The sequence below is a fragment of the Myroides fluvii genome (assembly GCF_009792295.1).
Classification (GTDB): Bacteria; Bacteroidota; Bacteroidia; order Flavobacteriales; family Flavobacteriaceae; genus Flavobacterium; species Flavobacterium fluvii_A.
In genome coordinates this window covers 350,633-368,742 of the sequence record NZ_CP039934.1, presented here as the reverse complement: position 1 = coordinate 368,742, position 18,110 = coordinate 350,633, and the positions used below count along the sequence as shown (strand labels likewise).

Sequence of the window (18,110 nt, the reverse complement as noted above, 5' to 3'; positions counted from 1 at the left end):
TGAAGAGTTACACTGTTGTTTCCTAGAAGTTTGCCTGAAATAGGCAAACTTCTTTTACCTAGGTAAAGTACGATACATAGAAAACGACCTATTGTTTCTGAAATTTCCACTAGATACTTAAGCAAGATTGGAAAGTCTTGATTTTCTCAACACGAGGTTCACTCCTGTATAAATAGAGCCATCGTTAACGGCTATTCCTTGCAAATAACTAATTTAATATAACAATCTGTGAGAAAACAACTAACTAGAATAGGTGTAAGCCTCTTGATATTTGGTTTTCGTTCGGTACTTTTTGCTCAACAAAACCCGACGTATACTCAATATATGTATAATCCAACAACAATTAATCCCGCTTATGCGGCGAGTAGAGAATCGATTAGTATTTTTGGTTTATACCGCAATCAATGGATGGGGATTGATGGGGCGCCTAAAACGGCAAACCTTGGAGTTACAACTCCCCTACAAAATTCTAAATTGGGATTAGGAGTTAATTTTACCAATGATCATATTGGTGCTATGAATGAAAATAACATTGCCGTAGATTTAGCTTATACCGTTAATCTAAATGCAGTATATAAACTAGCCTTAGGGGTAAAAGGGAATGTTAATTTGTTGAGTTTATCGTATTCAAAACTGAATATTTATGATCAAGCAGGACCATTTAATTACGATGATTTTAGCAATAAATTTAGTCCGAATATTGGTGCAGGAGCCTATTTTTATTCCGATCTGGCTTATTTAGGACTGTCAGTTCCTCAAATGTTTACTGTTGATTATTACGATGATGTAAAAAGAATAACCATGCGCGAGTATCCTGTATGCTATTTAATGGGAGGGTATATCTTTGACTTAGGGGCTGATTGGTTGTTAAAACCAGCCTTTTTATCTAAAATTAGCAAGGGGCAAACTGAAATGAATGTAACGGCCAATTTCTTGTTTCAAGAGAAATTCACTATTGGTACTTCTTATCGTTGGAACTCCTCCTTTAGTGCTCTAACAGGCTTTCAAATTGATTCAAATTGGTTTATCGGTTATGCATATGATTTTGATACGACAAAATTAAATCACTACAATGTAGGAACACATGAACTCTTTATGCGTTTTGACTGGGGAGGACGATGGAATTCTAATACTAAAAGTACGCGTAGATTTTTTTAAGAAAAGCACTTGAAGTTAATTGTATTGACCGTTTGATCGTGGTGAAAAATACAACTGTAATGCTTTAGCGGTGTCAAATAAAATAAGTTTTAATGGAAAAAGGAAGAACGCTGTTCTTCTTTTTTATTGCACTATAGGCTCCGTTCGTAAAGTCTGGTAGGACTGAAAGCAATGGATAAATAAAAATCAACAAGGGACAAAAAATCGAAAAGCAGGAAGACATACCTTATGGCACATATAGGGAGATTTAGAAAGGATTTACTATGTGATTATACTACTTTTTTTCCTGCACTTTCTTTTTTATACCGTTGAAGGGTGCAAATTGATGAATTCCCATTTTTTTCTAAGAGGTTTTTGTTTCATTTCTTTAGAAATATACCTTTTTCTTCTATTTATGTATAGAATTGAAATAAAATAAATAGAGAAATGGGTCCAATTCTTAATTAATTGTGTTTGAGTGGTTTATTTTGTTTTTTTATGATTGTTATCTCTGTTTTTTACAAAAAATAAAAGTGTAAAATTATATTTACATCTAGTTTTTTACTTTTTATTTAATTTTTTTTGAAGAGTAGCAATTTCTTTGCAACAGAAAATTAAACAAGTTCGCAATGAAAAAAAGACTATGGATTACCATGGTATTAACAACAGGTTTGTCATGGGCTCAAGTCGGGATTAATACTCCTAATGCGTCAAGTACGCTAACCGTTAATGGATCATTTTCGGGTAAATACCACGAAATATCTGGGACTTCACCTTATGATATCAACGATGATGATTATACGCTTACCTATACGGGAGCTACGGGAGATGGGACTTTTGTGTTACCTACAACGGCTAAAATGAATGATTTAGCTACAGGACGTACGTATCAAATTAAAAATATGTCACCGACCAAAAAGTTAACGGTTAAAACACAGTCAGGGCAGGGGTTTAGAGCTGGTAATGCTTATGGTACTAGCGTTGGTTCTCAGGAGCTTCTTCCTGGTGAGTATATGTCTATTGTAAGCAATCACAACGGATCATGGGATATTATTTCTTGGGATAGAATTCGCCGTGCAAGTAAAGCCACTTTATGGGAAGGTAATATAGAAGTTAATTCGGAAATACGAATAGGGGATTTTTGTGTAAGAGCAGTTGATTTGTTTAGTAGTAAAGGGAATCCTTTCAAAGATTTAGCCTATTTGCAATTTAAGTATGATGTCAATCGTCCCAATATTGCATCCATATGGTTTAGCAAACAAGGATTAAGCAGTCCTACTGTCACTACTACTATCTATCGTACAAAAGAACTTTCTTCTCGTAGCTGGAATTATATGTATCGTGATGATGGGAATGGTTATGATTATCTAAGGCTATCTAAAAACGAAATGGGCGTAATTATTATTGCACTTGAGGCTACTGCTGAAATGTATCGCATTACTGCAATAGGACTACCAGATAACAGTTCATACAACGTTAAAAAACAAATCAATATTATCATTGAAAAATTGAATTAAAAATAAAAAATAAATTTTAATATATGAAAAGAATTATATTCTTCGCGCTAGTATTAGGCGCAAATTTTGCAGCAAATGCACAAGTAGGTATTGGAACTCCTACACCAGCTAATTCGGCTATGTTAGATGTAGAAGCAGGAAATAAAGGGATTTTAATTCCAAGAGTACAATTGACCAATGAAACTAATTTTTCTCCAATTGAAGGAGAACAAGTTGAAAGTTTACTTGTGTTTAATACAGGAGATGCTTTACCCAAAGGATTTTATTTTTGGAATGCCAATCAGTGGAATCAAATTATAGATCAAGTAACTTTAGAAACCTCAGTTACCAATATCATTAATGGGAATGGGAATGGTGATCAACTTAATTTAGGTGAACTGAAAAGAGTAGTGGATGTCTTAGTTCCTACAAACCCTAATAGTAGCGATAAAGCATTGAGTCAAGCCGCCCTTGTTATTGATCCAGTAGACGGTAAAATCTACAGCATCAGTTACGATGAAACTACTTCTGCTTATATCCGTACTCCTGTACAATTAGAAGAAAATATCAAAGAATTTGAAACGCGTACTTTCTTTAAAAAAGCAAAAATTGAAGAGGATGGACAAGCTCCGGTTTTTGTTGACGTCAATGTGGCTCCAGATTTTACAACGACCAAAAAAGGGGAAGTATTTTACCAATATTTAGGAGAGGACAATCGAGTAGATTACCTGAATCTTACTGCTGATGTGACTACTATTATCGAGAACAATGAAACCATCAAAAATGAAATTACCAACATTTTAAATCAAGGTGGAAACGTTTATTTTACGGTAGATGCTATTGATGATATTCCAGCTAATAGTGTTTATTATATTGACCCAGAAACGAATGAAAAAGTAGTGGCCGATTTGTCGGAAACGGTGATTAATTCCATTACAAACAATACGCAAATTATAAAAGAAGAAATAGGAAATAAAATTACGACAGATAAGGTGATAAAAACAGGAAATACAATTGATGGCGATGCTGTTTTTATCTACAAGACCTCAACAAAAATTACAGGGGCTAAAGCAAAAAGAATAGAGATTGACGGCAAGCTACCTGCTGAAGCACGACATATTGATCGCGTATTGAATATTCAGGTTTTTGACGGAAAAAAACTCGTTACTACTGTAGTAACAGATGTTATTATTCACGAAATGCAAACCAAAGTAGATTTTAACCTCGGAAATGGAAAAATGTATTTTCCGATAGCAGAGGGTGATTATGAAGTAATCCTAGAGTTTACAGCAAAATAGATTTTTACTTTATTGAATTCAGGTGGGTGCACTCACCTGAATTACTTATCCTATTTTACCAAACTCGTTGCTTGCAACTAAAAAAGGTAAAAGTATAATGATACAGAACTATGATGAACAGTCAATTAACAAAATCACCGCAGGTGATTAATTCTTCAAAAGAAATTTTAACTAGATTAAAAATTTTATTAGGTGTAAAGTCAGCAAAAGAATTAGCCTCTATTTTTAATTTAAAACCCAATACGATTTCCTCTTGGAAAAAGAGAAATACACTGTGTTACTCCAAGTTAATTCAAGTGTGTAACGAATATGGTATCGATTTAAATGAATTATTTTTTATTGATTATCCCAATAAAACCATTGAAAAGAACTATATAAATATACCAATTATTTACATCAACGATTATTTGGAATACTATTTGAGTATAGAAGGAAAATATCAAAAACTCAAACAAATTTATTACCCCAAACAAGTTTGCTTCGATATTGTGATTCAACTATATGCTACAATACAAGGAGAGGAGAAATCGTCCTTGGTCTATGTGTTTTGCAAAAAGGTAGATTTTTCAACTGTTGAAGTAGGTCAAAACTTTGTGTTTTTACTAGCTAAAAAAGGTTTTATAAGCCATCAACTAGTACAAGTAGATCAGCAGGAAAAGGTGCTTTACTTAAAAAAAGATACGGGAGAAACTTACACGGTAAAAGAAAGTGAAATAATTGAAGTGTTTCAGTGGATCAAACATTTACCTTGTTAAGCATGTGAGGGTGTAGAAGAAATAAAGGTGTTTTTGCTATTGTTAATTGAGCGCTTATAAAATAAAAAAGCTAGTAAAAATAGAACAGTAAAAGAAAAAACAATGGAACTATTGAAGTACATTTTAATTTCCATTCCAATGATTTCATCTATGACATGTGGAATTATTCTAATGGTAGTTTTTTATAAAAACCTTTCCGTAACCGAAATACCAATTTTAAGAACCTTAGGAGGATATTATTTAGCTTTAATAGCTTTGTGGGCTACAGATAATCTAACACAGAAATTAACGGGAGGTCGCCTTTTTTTGCTCCCAGCGATGTCGTTGTTTATCACCTTGTCTCAGGTGTGTTTTTACCACTTTATTTGCTATATCATTCCAGCAAAAAAGAAGTTTAACTATTTGCAATATCAAATGACTTTTGTCGTATTTGTGCTGTCTTATGCTTTTATTTATGCATTGGCACAAACCAATGGGTATCAACAATTGGACTTTCAAACTTTTTCCGCTCGATATTTGAGCATTTATATTACCCTAAATACAGGTGTCTATACGGTACTGTGTTGGAGGAGAGTGTATTTGTATCACCAAGAAAAAAACAAGCGAAAAATTCGAATTAAAAGATTGAATTGGGTTCACTTAATCTTGACTTTTAAATTGATATTCACCCTTTTCTTTAGTTTGAACAATTACAGCATTATTGTACAAGGTATAACGGTTTTTGTACTTTCTTTTCAACATATCATATTGACATTTAATATGTTGTTGGAAAAAAATAGAATAAAAATTCCAGTAGCCTATAAAACTAATGTAATGCTGTCTTCAGGACAGATTGTCGCTGTGGATCAAACAGGTACCTTGGCAAATGAGCTGTTAGAATCTACATTTATTAACTCGAATACTGGTGTAGATAACCTATTGACACAACAAGATATTGTCAACTATTTTACTAAAGATAAACCTTATACCAAAAAGGATTTTCGCTTGGATACCCTCGTGAGTTATTTTGGTGTTAATAGAACTTATATGTCCAAGTTTATTAATGTAACCTACCATTGTAATGTTTGTCAATTTATCAATTGTTGGAGACTGAAAGAAGTGAAATACCTTCAGGCAATAGGCAAAGAAAACAGCCTGGAAGATTTAGTACTCCAGGCAGGATTTTCAGATTATCGCCATTATTTAAGAGCTGTACAAAGTGCTGAAAAACGACAACAATAAAAAAATAATTATGGATTACGAATACCTTTTTTTAGGAGTATCATTCTCCTCCTCAATATTTTCAGCCCTCTTTTGTTTGGCTTTATTGGGACTTAAACTAATTGATGATAAAAATGATGTAGGGGTGAGAAAAACAACCCTTGTTTTGATCTTGTTCTATATTGTTTGCATTTTCTTTCATAGTACGACGTTTTTTGAAGTATTTCAAATTTGGCGCTTACCCTGCTTGAAAGGAGTGAACTTTTTGTCTACTTTGTTAATGCCTACCTTGTTTTATCATCTTATTTTTATCTTGACTCGCTTGAAGAAGAAAGAAAAATTTAAATACTTTCACTATGGAATTACCTTGACGTTGTGTCTTGGTTTTCTTTTCTACCACATTACGGGGCTCGAAATACAAATGGAAGGGCTTTTGCCAATGAAGAGTATATTTACTTTTTTGCTTTCCAATGAAGAGGGGATTACAACTACTGTTTTTAATTTAATTTATTTATTATTATCTCTCTTTCGCTTGTTGAAGTATAGAAAGAACATTGCCAATTATTCTTCAGACGAAGAACGAGATTCTCTATTTTGGCTCTATCCCATTTTTGCTATTGGATTTTTGTTATTTCCAGGATCTATTGTTTTTTATATATTTCCACAACTTCAAACAAATCTTCTTGTAGGGCAGTTAATCCCTAACTTTTTATTTATGTTTTTTAACATTAGTCTTTGTTACAATCTGTTTTGCGAAAATTTTGCCCAGATAACAGAAGATATTTTAGAAGAGGAAAAGAATTTTGACCTAGACGGGTGTAAAAAGGTAAAAGAACTGGCAATTGACAAGCAAAAGTTCGAAACTTATATCCTAGAAACTAAACCCTTTTTAAATCCTCAACTGAAAATTACAGACCTTTTGAGTGACTTAATGACGAACAGAAGTTATCTCTCGCAATTTATTAATGCTACGTATAAAAAGAATTTTTCTCAATATATCAACCAATGCAGGTATAACGAATACCTCAGGTTAAAAGCAACAGGTGATCCCGAACAAGATACAGAGGCAGATCTCATACTGATCAGTGGATTTAGGAGTTATGAAAGTTTTAAACGAACGGAAGATGCTGTTTGTAAAACAAAAAATAAACCGCAAAACGCTGTACTTCAGTAAGTCAAAATCTAATCGATACATAGGGCTTTAGCCAATTGAAATACAAATGATAATTTTCATATGCCTTGCTATTTGGCAATGAGTCAACCAATAGTGAGATTAATTTAGAATACCATGAAAAAAAAATACTCGCTTCATTTGCTGCTTGCTAGTACTATAGTATGTAGTCCAAGTATAGGGATTGCGCAAAATAATGTTTTTTTTAACAAAGGAATACTACAAGTGAATAGTAAAACTATTTTGAGTTCGTATTCGGATTTTTCCAATCAGACACAAGGACAGTTAGTCAATGATGGATTGGCGTATTACTTTGGGAATTTTACTAATGATGGAGCTTTTACCTACACTAAAACCTTAGACACGGGTGAAGTGCGATTTGTAAGTACAAAAGAGCAACATACGATTATTGCAGGCAACAAGGTTGTGGACCTCCATAAGGTTACTTTTGATCTCAATACAGCGTTTTGGTTTGATCTAAAAGCCAATCTCGATATTTGGGGAGAAGCTAACTTTAAAGAAGGAGTGATTATCGTGGATGCTGTTGTCAATACGGTCACCAATCAACCCGCTGGATTGATGAGTTTTATGCCCAACGCCAAATATAAAAATAGCAGCGCTAGTAGTTTTGTTGATGGAGCGGTAGAAAAAGTAGGAGCAGAGCCCTTTATTTTTCCTGTGGGAAACAAACAACACTATCGACCAGCTAGTATCAGTGCTCCTAAAAATAACAAGGATGTCGTACTGTGTAATTATGTCTATCATGATCCTGCTTTTTTTGAAATACACCAAACCCATGTGCCTGAAATCAAACAAATAAATACCCGTGAATATTGGAAGGTCGAAACAGCAAAAAAGAATCAAACTAGTTTTATGCTGACATTAAGTTGGGATGAGCATACTCTATTGCCCGATTTGTTACAAAATACCGAACAAAATTTACACATTGTTCATTGGAATTCAGCAGTAAAGCAATGGGAAGATTTAGGAGGAGTTGTCGATAGGGAAAATAAAACAATAACCACTCCAGCAAATATTTCTAATTTTGGATATTTTACGTTAGCACGTATGGTTGACAATGGACCAGAGGATGATGAGTTGGTGATTTACAATTACGTCAATGCTACGGGAAGAGATAACAACGACTACTTTATCATTAAAAATATTGATAAATACCCAAACAACAAGGTTCAACTTTTCAATAGATGGGGAACAAAAATCTACGAAACTAAAAATTACAATAGCGAAGGCAATGTATTTAGAGGGACTCAAAAAGGCGGAGGTAAATTGTCAGCAGGAACCTATTATTACCTCATTACGTATGAGAAAAAAACGAAGAATACAAGTTATACGGTAAAGAAAACGGGCTATCTTCACTTAGATGCTAAGTAAAATTGGAGTGGTATAAATTTGTTGTAAAAATAGAGGTACCCCAAAAGAAAAAAAGGAGGCGTTTCCCCATGAAAAAACAAGGGAATCTATTTTCCATTGATAGGCTTTCTTTATGTTGATATAAGTTATTTCTTTATAAAAGTACTTTGAAAAGCACGGAAAAAGGGTATTTTTGTTTTTACAATTAATAAAAAGAGTATTATGTCAACGATAGAAAGAACAAAGTGTTTAATTATTGGATCAGGACCTGCAGGATATACGGCTGCAATTTACGCTGCTAGAGCGAATATGTCTCCTGTTTTATACCAAGGATTACAACCAGGAGGGCAATTAACAACAACAAATGATGTAGAAAACTTCCCAGGATATCCAGAAGGTGTTACAGGACCTGAAATGATGCTACAACTAGAGGCTCAAGCTAAGCGCTTTGGAACAGAAGTAAGAGATGGATGGGTGACTAAAGTTGATTTAAGTGGAGCTGTTAAAAAAGTTTGGGTAAACGAAACAACCGAGGTACACGCTGATACGGTGATTATTTCAACAGGAGCAACCGCGATGTATTTGGGATTGCCTTCGGAACAACATTATTTAAACCTTGGAGGAGGAGTTTCTGCTTGTGCAGTTTGTGATGGATTCTTCTACAGAAACCAAGAAGTGGTTATTGTTGGAGCAGGAGATTCAGCTTGTGAAGAAGCACATTACCTCTCTAAACTGTGTAAAAAAGTGACCATGTTAGTGCGCAGCGATAAATTTAGAGCTTCTAAAATTATGGAAGACCGCGTTCGTCAAACAGAAAATATCGAAATCTTACTGAGTACTAGTACAGTTGAGGTATTAGGTGATGGTCAGGTAGTGACGGGAATCAAAGTTAAAAATAACGAAACGGGAGTTGAACAAGACATTCCCGCAACTGGTTTTTTCGTTGCAATTGGTCATAAACCCAATACAGATATCTTCAAAGGGCAATTAACAATGGACGAAACAGGATATCTAATCACTACAGGTAAAACGAGCAAAACAAATATTGAAGGTGTTTTTGCATGTGGAGATGTACAAGATAAAGACTACAGACAAGCAATTACTGCAGCAGGATCTGGCTGTATTGCAGCTTTAGATGCTGAACGCTATTTAGCTTCTCAAGAATAATCCTAAAAACAAGCAGGAGATTTCCATTTTAAAATGGATTTTGACCGCAAGAAAATACATAATAAATTAGGGATAAGCCAATTGTGACTTATCCCTTTTTTTACACTATTATTTTTGTGTCTTTCTTGGAATTTTATAGAGTCCATCCTAAGATATTTTTATCTTTGTACTTTAAAATCTTGACATGCTTTTATTAAAAAATATATCGTTTAGTTATACAGCCAATTTCACCGTTATAGACGCCATTGATTTAGTTATTGAAAAAGGAAAACACGTAGCTTTGCTCGGTGAAAGTGGATGTGGAAAAAGTACCCTATTGAAATTGATTTACGGTTTACACGACTTAGATCAAGGTGAAATTTTTTGGAAAAACAATCAAGTACTCGGTCCTGCTTATAATCTGGTACCAGGTATGGATAATATGCGCTATTTAGCTCAAGATTTTGATTTAATGCCCCATACGAGTGTTGCTGAAAATATCGGTAAGTACCTTTCAAATTTTAACTTAGAAAAAAAGCAAGCAAAAATAGCAGAGTTATTAGAGCTAATTGAAATGACCGCCTTTGCCGATGTAAAAGTCAAGCTTTTGAGCGGTGGTCAACAACAACGTGTAGCTATTGCTAGAGCTTTAGCAGTAGCACCAGAGGTATTGTTATTAGATGAACCGTTTAGCCATATTGATTATGCAAGAAGAAGCGTTTTGCGTCGCAAGATTTTTGCCTACCTCAAAGAAAATAATATTACTTGCATTGTCGCTACTCACGATAGTATGGATGTATTGAGCTTTGCTGATGAAACCATCGTGCTCAAAGACGGTCGAGTAGTGGATTATGGAGATACACAAGATTTATATGAATATCCCTCAGATAAATACGTCGCTACGCTATTTGGTGAAGTGAACGAATTGTATATTTCTGATTTTACCCCTGATACCAAAGAAGATGAAGTGCTGTTAATCTATCCACATCAATTGATGATTTCCAAACAAAAAGGCGTAGTGGAAGTTGAAGTACAACAATCGTATTTTAATGGAGATGGTTATCTTGTTTGTGCCAAGTTTAAAAATAATAGAGCCTTGTACTTTAATCATCCCGTTGAAGTTCAGGAAGGAACTAAAGTGAAATTAGCGTTGAAGAAATATCAGTAAATTACGGTTAACAAAGCAAAACTCACGGTTATTTCTGAATTAAATCTAAAACTTTTATTCCCAATACAATCCCGTGATTTGTCTTGTTGTTGGAAAAAGAGGTAAAGTAATCAATTCTAAAAGGTCTAAATTTTTTGAACCCAAAGTTATTTAATCCTATACTAAACTCTTTGTAGGTTGGTTGATCTGGGGTTTGTAATAAGTGAAAACCAACAATAAGGGAATACCTGGTTTTATTTAACAGTGGAATTTTATTGAGGATGTAACCGCGGAAATCGTGTTCTAAGTGAAATTCGACATAGGACTTATTCGTGCTATATGCATAGTACGGCAGTAAATTAAATTGTTTATTGTAAATAGCGGTTGAACCAATAAAGGTTTGATTGCCATTAAAATGTTTGAAGTCAGTAAAGGGAATTTGATTCTGTTCAAAGAATTGTCCAATAGAAATACCCGTGTACAATGCTCCAATATTGCCGATGTTATTTTGGTATTTTGTGGCAATAGAACCAAAGGTATAGCTGAAATTTCGGTCCGTCGTATTCCATGCTTTTTCTAAGTGAATCTCCAAAACAGGGTACTTCGACTGTTGTATATATTGTTTTTTGTTGGGGTAACTAATCGTTTTTTGGTCAAAGACCACTTGTACATTGGCTTGTAGTTTTACAACGCCATTCGGTTTGAACGTTGGACTTTCAAAATCCGAAGGATTCAAAGGATTGTTTGACGTAAAATCCAATGTCGGTACAAAAGGCGGATTTTGAATATTATTGTACAAATTCTCGCGATAAGCATATTCTAACCGTCCATCGAAAGTAAAATTAGTCCCCAAATATTGACTGTAATTCAGAGCGAAAAACTTCTTTTGAAAGTACTTTGCATAGTTTTTTCCAAACCAAGCAGAAGCAAAAGAATTGATGGGCTTTTTAATTGGATCATCCTGATTAAACTGCTCAATGGACTCCCCCGCCTCTAATCGTATTGTACGATAATCCTGTTGGTTGAATACATGAGAGGCGTAACCTAAAAAACGAAATTTATTCTCACTAAGACCATAGCTAACATTTACACCATATGAGGTCGCAGCATTGTTGGATCTAATTTTGGTATAGTCAATTCCCGATGTAATATTAAATCCCTGTACCGCATTAAATGCGAAGGTAGAAAGTAGCCCGTGATAACTATAGGAACTGTTTTTATACGAATTCGTATAGTTGTATCCTTTGATTAATTTAAAAACTGTAAAATTATTGGTTCGCTTATCAATAGAATCTAAAATCACTTTGGTGTTGTCCGTTGTGAAAATCGACTTTTGGTCAAAGTATTTTTTTTCGCTTTCTAGCAAGTGAAAAGGACGAATAGCAGCTAGTTTTTCCTCTTCGTCAACGTTGTATTTTTTGGTAAAAGTTAAATATTCATTGGTCTTGTTCTCCATTAAATGTTCTGGTTTCTCGGTGTAATTAGAGAAACTACTTTCAAATTTACCTATGAAGTCGAAAACGATAAATCGACCATCAAACACCAAGGTTTGAGCGGCTTTTACATGGGCATTCAAAGAAGGAGAATAGGTATACGTTTGTTTAATCTGTAAGTTGTTGATGTTTTTGACATTTACATTATTGCCTTGCATCTTAGCGTAAAAAGACAATATTTGCCAATTCTTGTTTGTAAATTCAATATATCCTTCCATAATGGGCTCTCGATCGCGTTTAGGTGTAAAGTATACGCGGTAAACAGTATCATCACCCACCTGTTCTTCCATGATGATATCAAAGAAATAATAGGTATTTGCATACGGAAGTAGGGGAGATACAACATTAATCTGCTTGGAAACTTCTGGACTAAAAATATTAAAATCATTGTCTGTTCCTGTTAGAAAGAGCAAGTCTTTTCCATTTCCTCGTTCTTGTAGTACCTGTACGGTCTCTTTACTGATCATCTTATTGCGATAATCCAAGTCAGAGCTAATTTCGCTGAGGTAAATGAAATTCCCCGATTCTTCACTATCGATGTCCAAAGCCGGATCTAAGTCCTTGCGTTGTTGTCCTAGATAAGAAGAGCGCTGTGTATTGAGTTGTAGGTCTCCCTTTGCATAATAAGCGACTTGGTAGTTGTCGGCTCGCTGTTTGAAATGCTCATAAACTAACGAAAGTAGATAAGTAGCATACAAATCTTGCTGATCGGTATAAAGAATGTTGCGCTTATCTAAAGGCGTTAGAGAAACAACGAAAGGCTCTTCTTGCTTGTTGTACTTTAATCGTTTATTTTCATAGCCTTCTTTCTGGATAAAAATAGGTCGCTTTGAGTCCCAATTAATTGTAAATAAACCAGTTTCATCTGTGCGCGTTTGATGCATAGTTCCTGGTATAAAAACCAAACAATTCACAAGTGGCGTTTGTTTATCTGAGAATACTCTCCCAGTAATCGATTGTCCATAGCACCAATTGCCCCATAGAAAAACTATAAGGAAAATTAGAGATAAAGCAATCTTTGTTGTGTTTTTATACATTAATTCTCAAAAGCGCGAAGGGCTAGTGCATAACTTTTTAAACCAAATCCCAGGATTACTCCTTGGCAATAAGGGGCTAACTTAGATGTCTTTCGGAACTCTTCACGAGCCTGTGTGTTGGAAATGTGTACTTCAATAACTGGGGTTTGAATAGCGGCAATCGCATCTCCTAATGCTATAGAAGTGTGCGTATAAGCGCCCGCATTGAATACAATACCATCATAACTAAAACCAACCTCGTGTAGTTTGTCAATTAATACCCCCTCGCTATTGGATTGAAAATAGTCCAATTCGAAAGAAGGAAAATCAAGCTGTAGTTGCTCAAAATAAGCCTCAAAACTCGTGCTTCCATAAATAGTAGGCTCTCTTTTACCTAATAAATTAAGATTAGGGCCATTGAGTATTAGAATTTTCATGCTTTGAATTTAGTGTAACAGTGAAACAAAGATATTTAATATTCAGGTTGGTTAAACAAAAGAAAATGGTAATATTTAGTAGGATTCGAATTTAGTTTCCATTCATTCTCAGTCTTTTAGTTTTTCAATGCCTTCTAAAGTGCGATTTTTCTTGAAATTAACTAAATGTTAACTATTTGTAATAACGGAATAACTAATTGATTTACAATATCATGTTAATTTTTTAAATTTACAATGTTTCTTTAATGTTATAGTTTTATTAAATAAACGTCATCTTAAGGGGAGATGCCTTAATTTCGTACTTAGTTAATAGAAAAAAATTAATGAATATGAAAAAATTAGTACTATCGTTAGCAGCTGTTGCTGCGTTTGGATTCACAGCTAACGCTCAAGAAAAAGAAAAACCAACATTTGGTTTCCAAGAAGGAAACATCATGATTGAAGGAAGTTTCCAAATTTCTGATAAAGTAATCAAAGATTCAAATTCTGGATTGAAAGACAAAACGACACATTATACTTTTAATCCTAAAGTTGGATATTTCTTAAGTGATAAAGTAGCTGTTGGAGCTTCTTTAGGCTTTGGTAAAGGTCTTTTAGAGTCTGATGTATTGCCAGTTGACGTTACTGGAACTAAATTATACGCTGGAGCATTCGCTCGTTACTACTTCTTAGAATTAGGTAGCCGTTTCAAAACGTATGCTGAAGTTGGAGTAGGATACCAAGAGAATAAAGTTTCTGATGCTAAGTATAAAGAAACAGGATTAGCTGCAGGTATTGATTTAGGATTCAACTATTTCGTAACTGAGAAATTAGCTGTTACGTTTGCTTTAGGAAATGTATTTAGCTACAGCAACTACGATGCTAAACAAAACGGAAATAAAATAGAAAGTGTTTCTTCTACAGAAGCAAACTTAAACGTTTTCAATAACTTCTTTGACAACGCTACATTCGGATTAGTTTACAAATTCTAATCACAGAACGGTAAATAATAGAATACAAGAAAGAGCTTCAGTTTTGAAGCTCTTTTTTTTATCTTTGAATGAAACGAATCAAGAGAAAATGAGTAGTAAAAGTTGGCAGATTACCCTGCAATCGTATATCCATTATTTGAAATTAGAACGAGGGCTAGCAGAGAATTCTATCGAAAGCTATGAATTGGATTTGATGAAATTTGTTCAATTTTTAAACCACAGTGAAATCGTAGTAACCCCACAAGCGGTTACGCCAGAACACATCAATGAATTTGTATATCAAATTTCAACACTCTTGGCGCCAACTTCGCAGGCGCGTATTATCTCAGGTTTAAAGAGTTTTTTTACTTTTTTAATTGTCGATGGACAGATTGAAAAAGCACCTACCGATTTATTGGAAGTTCCCAAGTTAGGGCGAAAACTTCCCGAAGTGTTAGCGATGGAGGAGATTGATGCTATGATTGAAACCTTTGATCTGTCTGTGAATGAAGGTTACCGAAATAAGGTGATGCTGGAGCTCTTGTATAGTTGTGGGTTGCGCGTGAGTGAATTAGTCAATTTGCGCCTGAGTGATCTCTTTTTTGAAGAAGGGTTCATTCGCGTAATAGGGAAGGGGAGCAAGCATCGCTTTGTGCCTATTGATCCAGATACGATGCGATTTATTACTTTATATAAAGAAACCATTCGCAACCACATGCAGGTAAAAAAAGAGGATAGTGATGTTGTGTTTTTAAATCGCAGAGGGGGGCGTTTAACGCGAGCCATGATTTTTACGATTGTCAAACAGGCAGCAAAAAAAGTCAATATTCAAAAAAATATTAGTCCACATAGTTTTCGACATTCCTTTGCAACGTATCTTTTAGAAAATGGAGCCGATATTCGCATGATTCAATTGATGTTGGGACATGAATCGATTTTAACTACAGAAATCTACACGCATATCAGTAGAGAGAAGTTGAAAGGAGTGATGGATCAATATCATCCTAGAAGTATAAAGAAGCCATAAAAAAAGCGTTATAGTCAACTATAACGCTTTTTTTTATGAGTATTTCAGTCCTATTTAGCAATGTTGATTGCTCTAGTTTCTCTGATTACTGTAATTTTTACTTGACCAGGATATGTCATTTCTGTTTGAATTTTTTGCGAAATATCAAAAGATAAAGTAGCTGCCATTTCGTCGGAAACTTTTTCACTTTCAACGATTACACGTAATTCTCTACCTGCCTGAATTGCGTACGAGTTTTTAACTCCACCAAATTCATTGGCAATACCTTCTAGGTCTTTTAAACGCTGAATATAAGAATCCAATACTTGTCTTCTCGCTCCAGGTCTCGCTCCAGAAATAGCATCACACACTTGGATAATTGGTGCAATTAAGGTTGTCATTTCAATTTCATCGTGATGCGCTCCAATAGCGTTGCAAACTTCTGGTTTTTCACCATATTTCTCCGCCCATTGCATACCTAAAATTGCGTGTGGTAATTCGCTTTCTGTTTCAGGTACTTTACCAATATCGTGAAGTAATCCTGCGCGTTTGGCTAATTTGACGTTTAAACCTAATTCTGCAGCCATTAAACCACATAATTTAGCTACCTCACGCGAGTGTTGTAATAAGTTTTGACCGTAAGACGATCTATATTTCATACGACCAACGATTTTAATCAATTCTGGGTGTAACCCGTGAATTCCTAAATCGATAACGGTTCTCTTTCCAATTTCAATGATTTCCTCCTCAATTTGCTTTGTTGTCTTAGCAACAACCTCTTCAATACGAGCAGGGTGAATACGTCCGTCAGTTACTAAACGGTGTAGTGATAAACGTGCAATTTCACGTCTTACAGGGTCAAAGCAAGAAAGGATGATTGCTTCAGGGGTGTCATCAACGATGATTTCCACTCCAGTAGCAGCTTCAATTGCTCTAATATTTCGTCCTTCACGACCAATAATACGCCCTTTTACATCATCCGATTCAATGTTGAATACCGATACACAGTTCTCTACTGCCTCTTCTGTTCCTACACGTTGAATCGTGCTGATGATGATTTTTTTCGCCTCTTGTTGAGCCGTTAATTTAGCCTCCTCAATCGTATCTTGAATATACGACATCGCATCTGCTTTCGCTTCTGTTTTAAGGCTTTCAATGATTTGATTTTTCGCCTCATCAGCCGTTAAACCAGAGATAATCTCTAATTGCTCCACTTGCGTGCGGTGTAAGCGATCAACTTCCTCTTGTTTTTTCTCGATAAGTTCAAGCTTAACATCGTAATCTTTGATGATTTTTTCGCTTTCTTCAGCCGCCTTCTTGGCTTTAGATAATTCATTGGAAATTTGAGATTCTTTATCTCTCGTTCTCTTTTCTGCCTCCGCTATCTTTTTATCACGCGATAAAATAACTTGCTCATGCTCCGCTTTTAGCTCAATAAATTTCTCCTTTGCTTGAAGAATTTTCTCCTTTTTAGTAGATTCTCCTTCTGTCTTTGCGTCGCGTATAATTGTTTTAGCTTCATTATTAGCGTTTTGTAAAACAGATGAAGCATGGTTTTTTTCTAGGTATTTTGCGATGGCAAAACCTATGCTTGCACCTACCAAAACTCCTCCAACAATAAATAGTATATCCATATGTGTTTTATAATTATATAAAAAAAAGCCCACATCAGTAGAGTTGCATAAACTCTGATTTAAACAAGTTTTGGGTTAGCTTGCTGTTCAAGGATCTGCATAAATGCAGCATGCTTTAGTAGCAATGATTCACCCATTTTAATTTGTTAGTGTTGAGTTTATCAAAACGGTTTACTAATGTGAGCAGTATCTTTTTTAGTTTTTTCCTTTAAATAAGAACGTTTTATTTAGAAAGTATACGATCCAAGGCTTCATCCAATCGAACTAATCGGTCAACAGCTTTGTTGTAATTCTCAGACTTATCAATCGTTTTCTGTTCCGTTTGTGATGCCAATTGTAAAGCACACATCGCCAAAACATCTTGCTTATCTCGTACCGCATAGCTATCCTCAAACTGAGTAATCATGATATCAATCTTCTTTGATGCTGAACGCAATGCCTCTTCTTGTGCATAGGTAACCGTTAACGGATATACGCGATCAGCTATCGATATCTTGATTTTTAGTTGTTCATTTTGACTCATAGCTAGCTTTATTTACTGAGTTGAGCGATACAATTGTCAATCTCTCTTATCAATGAATTTATCTTGAGTTTCGTATCTTTTCTTCCTTCGTCACTGCCCAATAGTGAATTGGCTAATTGAAGAGATTCATACTTTTTGTAAATGTCGTCCAATTGACTCTCATTTTGTTGAATTTCTTGCTGTGCCTCAATTAAATTTTGTTTTAGCTTGTTGTTCTCCGCTTCCAATTGATCTAATCGCTGTACAAGTTTTGCAAACTTTACTTCCAATGCATTAATTATGTCCGTTAGTTCACTCATGTCACAAAATAAATATTCACTATTCTTTTAC

At 34.7% G+C, this 18,110-nt stretch carries 16 protein-coding genes and 1 other RNA gene; 11 read left to right on the top strand and 6 right to left on the bottom strand.

Annotated features, from left to right (window positions below):
* Positions 1-228: 228 nt before the first annotated feature.
* The 9 genes from FBR08_RS01795 (at position 229) to FBR08_RS01755 (ending at position 10,742) form a co-directional block, all read left to right on the top strand.
* On the top strand, positions 229-1,158 hold the full coding sequence (locus tag FBR08_RS01795) for a PorP/SprF family type IX secretion system membrane protein (protein ID WP_199268619.1): 930 nt from the start codon (positions 229-231) through the stop codon (positions 1,156-1,158).
* A 608-nt stretch (positions 1,159-1,766) separates the two neighbouring features.
* Positions 1,767-2,654: a hypothetical protein gene (locus FBR08_RS01790; RefSeq protein ID WP_158961095.1), complete on the top strand. Its 888-nt coding sequence runs from the start codon at positions 1,767-1,769 to the stop codon at positions 2,652-2,654.
* 23 nt (positions 2,655-2,677) lie between these two features.
* Positions 2,678-3,931: a hypothetical protein gene (locus FBR08_RS01785; protein WP_158961093.1), complete on the top strand. Its 1,254-nt coding sequence runs from the start codon at positions 2,678-2,680 to the stop codon at positions 3,929-3,931.
* A gap of 110 nt (positions 3,932-4,041) precedes the next feature.
* Entirely contained in the window at positions 4,042-4,686 is a 645-nt protein-coding gene (locus FBR08_RS01780) for a helix-turn-helix domain-containing protein (RefSeq protein WP_158961091.1), read from the top strand.
* A gap of 102 nt (positions 4,687-4,788) precedes the next feature.
* Positions 4,789-5,907: a helix-turn-helix domain-containing protein gene (locus FBR08_RS01775; protein WP_158961089.1), complete on the top strand. Its 1,119-nt coding sequence runs from the start codon at positions 4,789-4,791 to the stop codon at positions 5,905-5,907.
* Between the two features lie 10 nt (positions 5,908-5,917).
* Entirely contained in the window at positions 5,918-7,060 is a 1,143-nt protein-coding gene (locus FBR08_RS01770) for a hypothetical protein (RefSeq protein WP_158961087.1), read from the top strand.
* Positions 7,061-7,174: 114 nt separating this feature from the next.
* The gene (locus FBR08_RS01765) at positions 7,175-8,449 is read left to right on the top strand and encodes a gliding motility-associated C-terminal domain-containing protein (RefSeq protein ID WP_158961085.1); all 1,275 of its coding nucleotides are present in this window, start codon (positions 7,175-7,177) and stop codon (positions 8,447-8,449) included.
* Positions 8,450-8,650: 201 nt separating this feature from the next.
* The gene (gene trxB, locus FBR08_RS01760) at positions 8,651-9,595 is read left to right on the top strand and encodes a thioredoxin-disulfide reductase (RefSeq protein WP_158961083.1); all 945 of its coding nucleotides are present in this window, start codon (positions 8,651-8,653) and stop codon (positions 9,593-9,595) included.
* A 184-nt stretch (positions 9,596-9,779) separates the two neighbouring features.
* Entirely contained in the window at positions 9,780-10,742 is a 963-nt protein-coding gene (locus FBR08_RS01755) for an ABC transporter ATP-binding protein (protein ID WP_158961081.1), read from the top strand.
* Between the two features lie 28 nt (positions 10,743-10,770).
* Here FBR08_RS01755 and FBR08_RS01750 read toward each other — a convergent pair whose 3' ends face one another.
* Both FBR08_RS01750 and aroQ read right to left on the bottom strand, forming a co-directional pair.
* Complete coding sequence (locus FBR08_RS01750) at positions 10,771-13,098, bottom strand: DUF5686 family protein (RefSeq protein ID WP_233266193.1); 2,328 nt, start codon at positions 13,096-13,098, stop codon at positions 10,771-10,773.
* 152 nt (positions 13,099-13,250) lie between these two features.
* A complete protein-coding gene (gene aroQ, locus FBR08_RS01745) occupies positions 13,251-13,667 on the bottom strand; it encodes a type II 3-dehydroquinate dehydratase (RefSeq protein WP_158961077.1) in 417 nt (138 codons plus the stop codon).
* A 329-nt stretch (positions 13,668-13,996) separates the two neighbouring features.
* Between aroQ and FBR08_RS01740 the strand changes: the two genes are divergently transcribed.
* Positions 13,997-14,638 (top strand): outer membrane beta-barrel protein, encoded by a 642-nt coding sequence (locus FBR08_RS01740; protein ID WP_158961075.1) that lies wholly within the window; start codon positions 13,997-13,999, stop codon positions 14,636-14,638.
* A gap of 88 nt (positions 14,639-14,726) precedes the next feature.
* On the top strand, positions 14,727-15,644 hold the full coding sequence (xerD, locus tag FBR08_RS01735) for a site-specific tyrosine recombinase XerD (protein ID WP_158961073.1): 918 nt from the start codon (positions 14,727-14,729) through the stop codon (positions 15,642-15,644).
* 50 nt (positions 15,645-15,694) lie between these two features.
* Here the strand turns inward: xerD and rny are convergent, their stop codons facing one another.
* The 4 genes from rny to FBR08_RS01715 form a co-directional block, all read right to left on the bottom strand.
* Positions 15,695-17,257, bottom strand: a complete 1,563-nt coding sequence (rny, locus tag FBR08_RS01730; RefSeq protein ID WP_158961071.1) for a ribonuclease Y — start codon at positions 17,255-17,257, stop codon at positions 15,695-15,697.
* A gap of 49 nt (positions 17,258-17,306) precedes the next feature.
* A non-coding RNA gene (gene ssrS / locus FBR08_RS01725) (6S RNA) lies at positions 17,307-17,415 on the bottom strand.
* Between the two features lie 65 nt (positions 17,416-17,480).
* Positions 17,481-17,780, bottom strand: a complete 300-nt coding sequence (locus FBR08_RS01720; protein ID WP_158961069.1) for a cell division protein ZapA — start codon at positions 17,778-17,780, stop codon at positions 17,481-17,483.
* Positions 17,781-17,788: 8 nt separating this feature from the next.
* On the bottom strand, positions 17,789-18,079 hold the full coding sequence (locus FBR08_RS01715) for a hypothetical protein (RefSeq protein ID WP_158961067.1): 291 nt from the start codon (positions 18,077-18,079) through the stop codon (positions 17,789-17,791).
* Positions 18,080-18,110 lie beyond the last annotated feature (31 nt).

Coding starts and splice junctions, on each gene's coding strand:
- trxB (WP_158961083.1), top strand. CDS start 8,651: ATGTCAACGATAGAAAGAACAAAGTGTTTAATTATTGGATCAGGACCT.
- FBR08_RS01775 (WP_158961089.1), top strand. CDS start 4,789: ATGGAACTATTGAAGTACATTTTAATTTCCATTCCAATGATTTCATCT.
- FBR08_RS01720 (WP_158961069.1), bottom strand. CDS start 17,780: ATGAGTCAAAATGAACAACTAAAAATCAAGATATCGATAGCTGATCGC.
- rny (WP_158961071.1), bottom strand. CDS start 17,257: ATGGATATACTATTTATTGTTGGAGGAGTTTTGGTAGGTGCAAGCATA.
- FBR08_RS01755 (WP_158961081.1), top strand. CDS start 9,780: ATGCTTTTATTAAAAAATATATCGTTTAGTTATACAGCCAATTTCACC.
- FBR08_RS01780 (WP_158961091.1), top strand. CDS start 4,042: ATGATGAACAGTCAATTAACAAAATCACCGCAGGTGATTAATTCTTCA.
- FBR08_RS01750 (WP_233266193.1), bottom strand. CDS start 13,098: ATGCATCAAACGCGCACAGATGAAACTGGTTTATTTACAATTAATTGG.
- FBR08_RS01740 (WP_158961075.1), top strand. CDS start 13,997: ATGAAAAAATTAGTACTATCGTTAGCAGCTGTTGCTGCGTTTGGATTC.
- FBR08_RS01770 (WP_158961087.1), top strand. CDS start 5,918: ATGGATTACGAATACCTTTTTTTAGGAGTATCATTCTCCTCCTCAATA.
- FBR08_RS01790 (WP_158961095.1), top strand. CDS start 1,767: ATGAAAAAAAGACTATGGATTACCATGGTATTAACAACAGGTTTGTCA.
- FBR08_RS01765 (WP_158961085.1), top strand. CDS start 7,175: ATGAAAAAAAAATACTCGCTTCATTTGCTGCTTGCTAGTACTATAGTA.
- FBR08_RS01715 (WP_158961067.1), bottom strand. CDS start 18,079: ATGAGTGAACTAACGGACATAATTAATGCATTGGAAGTAAAGTTTGCA.
- xerD (WP_158961073.1), top strand. CDS start 14,727: ATGAGTAGTAAAAGTTGGCAGATTACCCTGCAATCGTATATCCATTAT.
- aroQ (WP_158961077.1), bottom strand. CDS start 13,667: ATGAAAATTCTAATACTCAATGGCCCTAATCTTAATTTATTAGGTAAA.
- FBR08_RS01785 (WP_158961093.1), top strand. CDS start 2,678: ATGAAAAGAATTATATTCTTCGCGCTAGTATTAGGCGCAAATTTTGCA.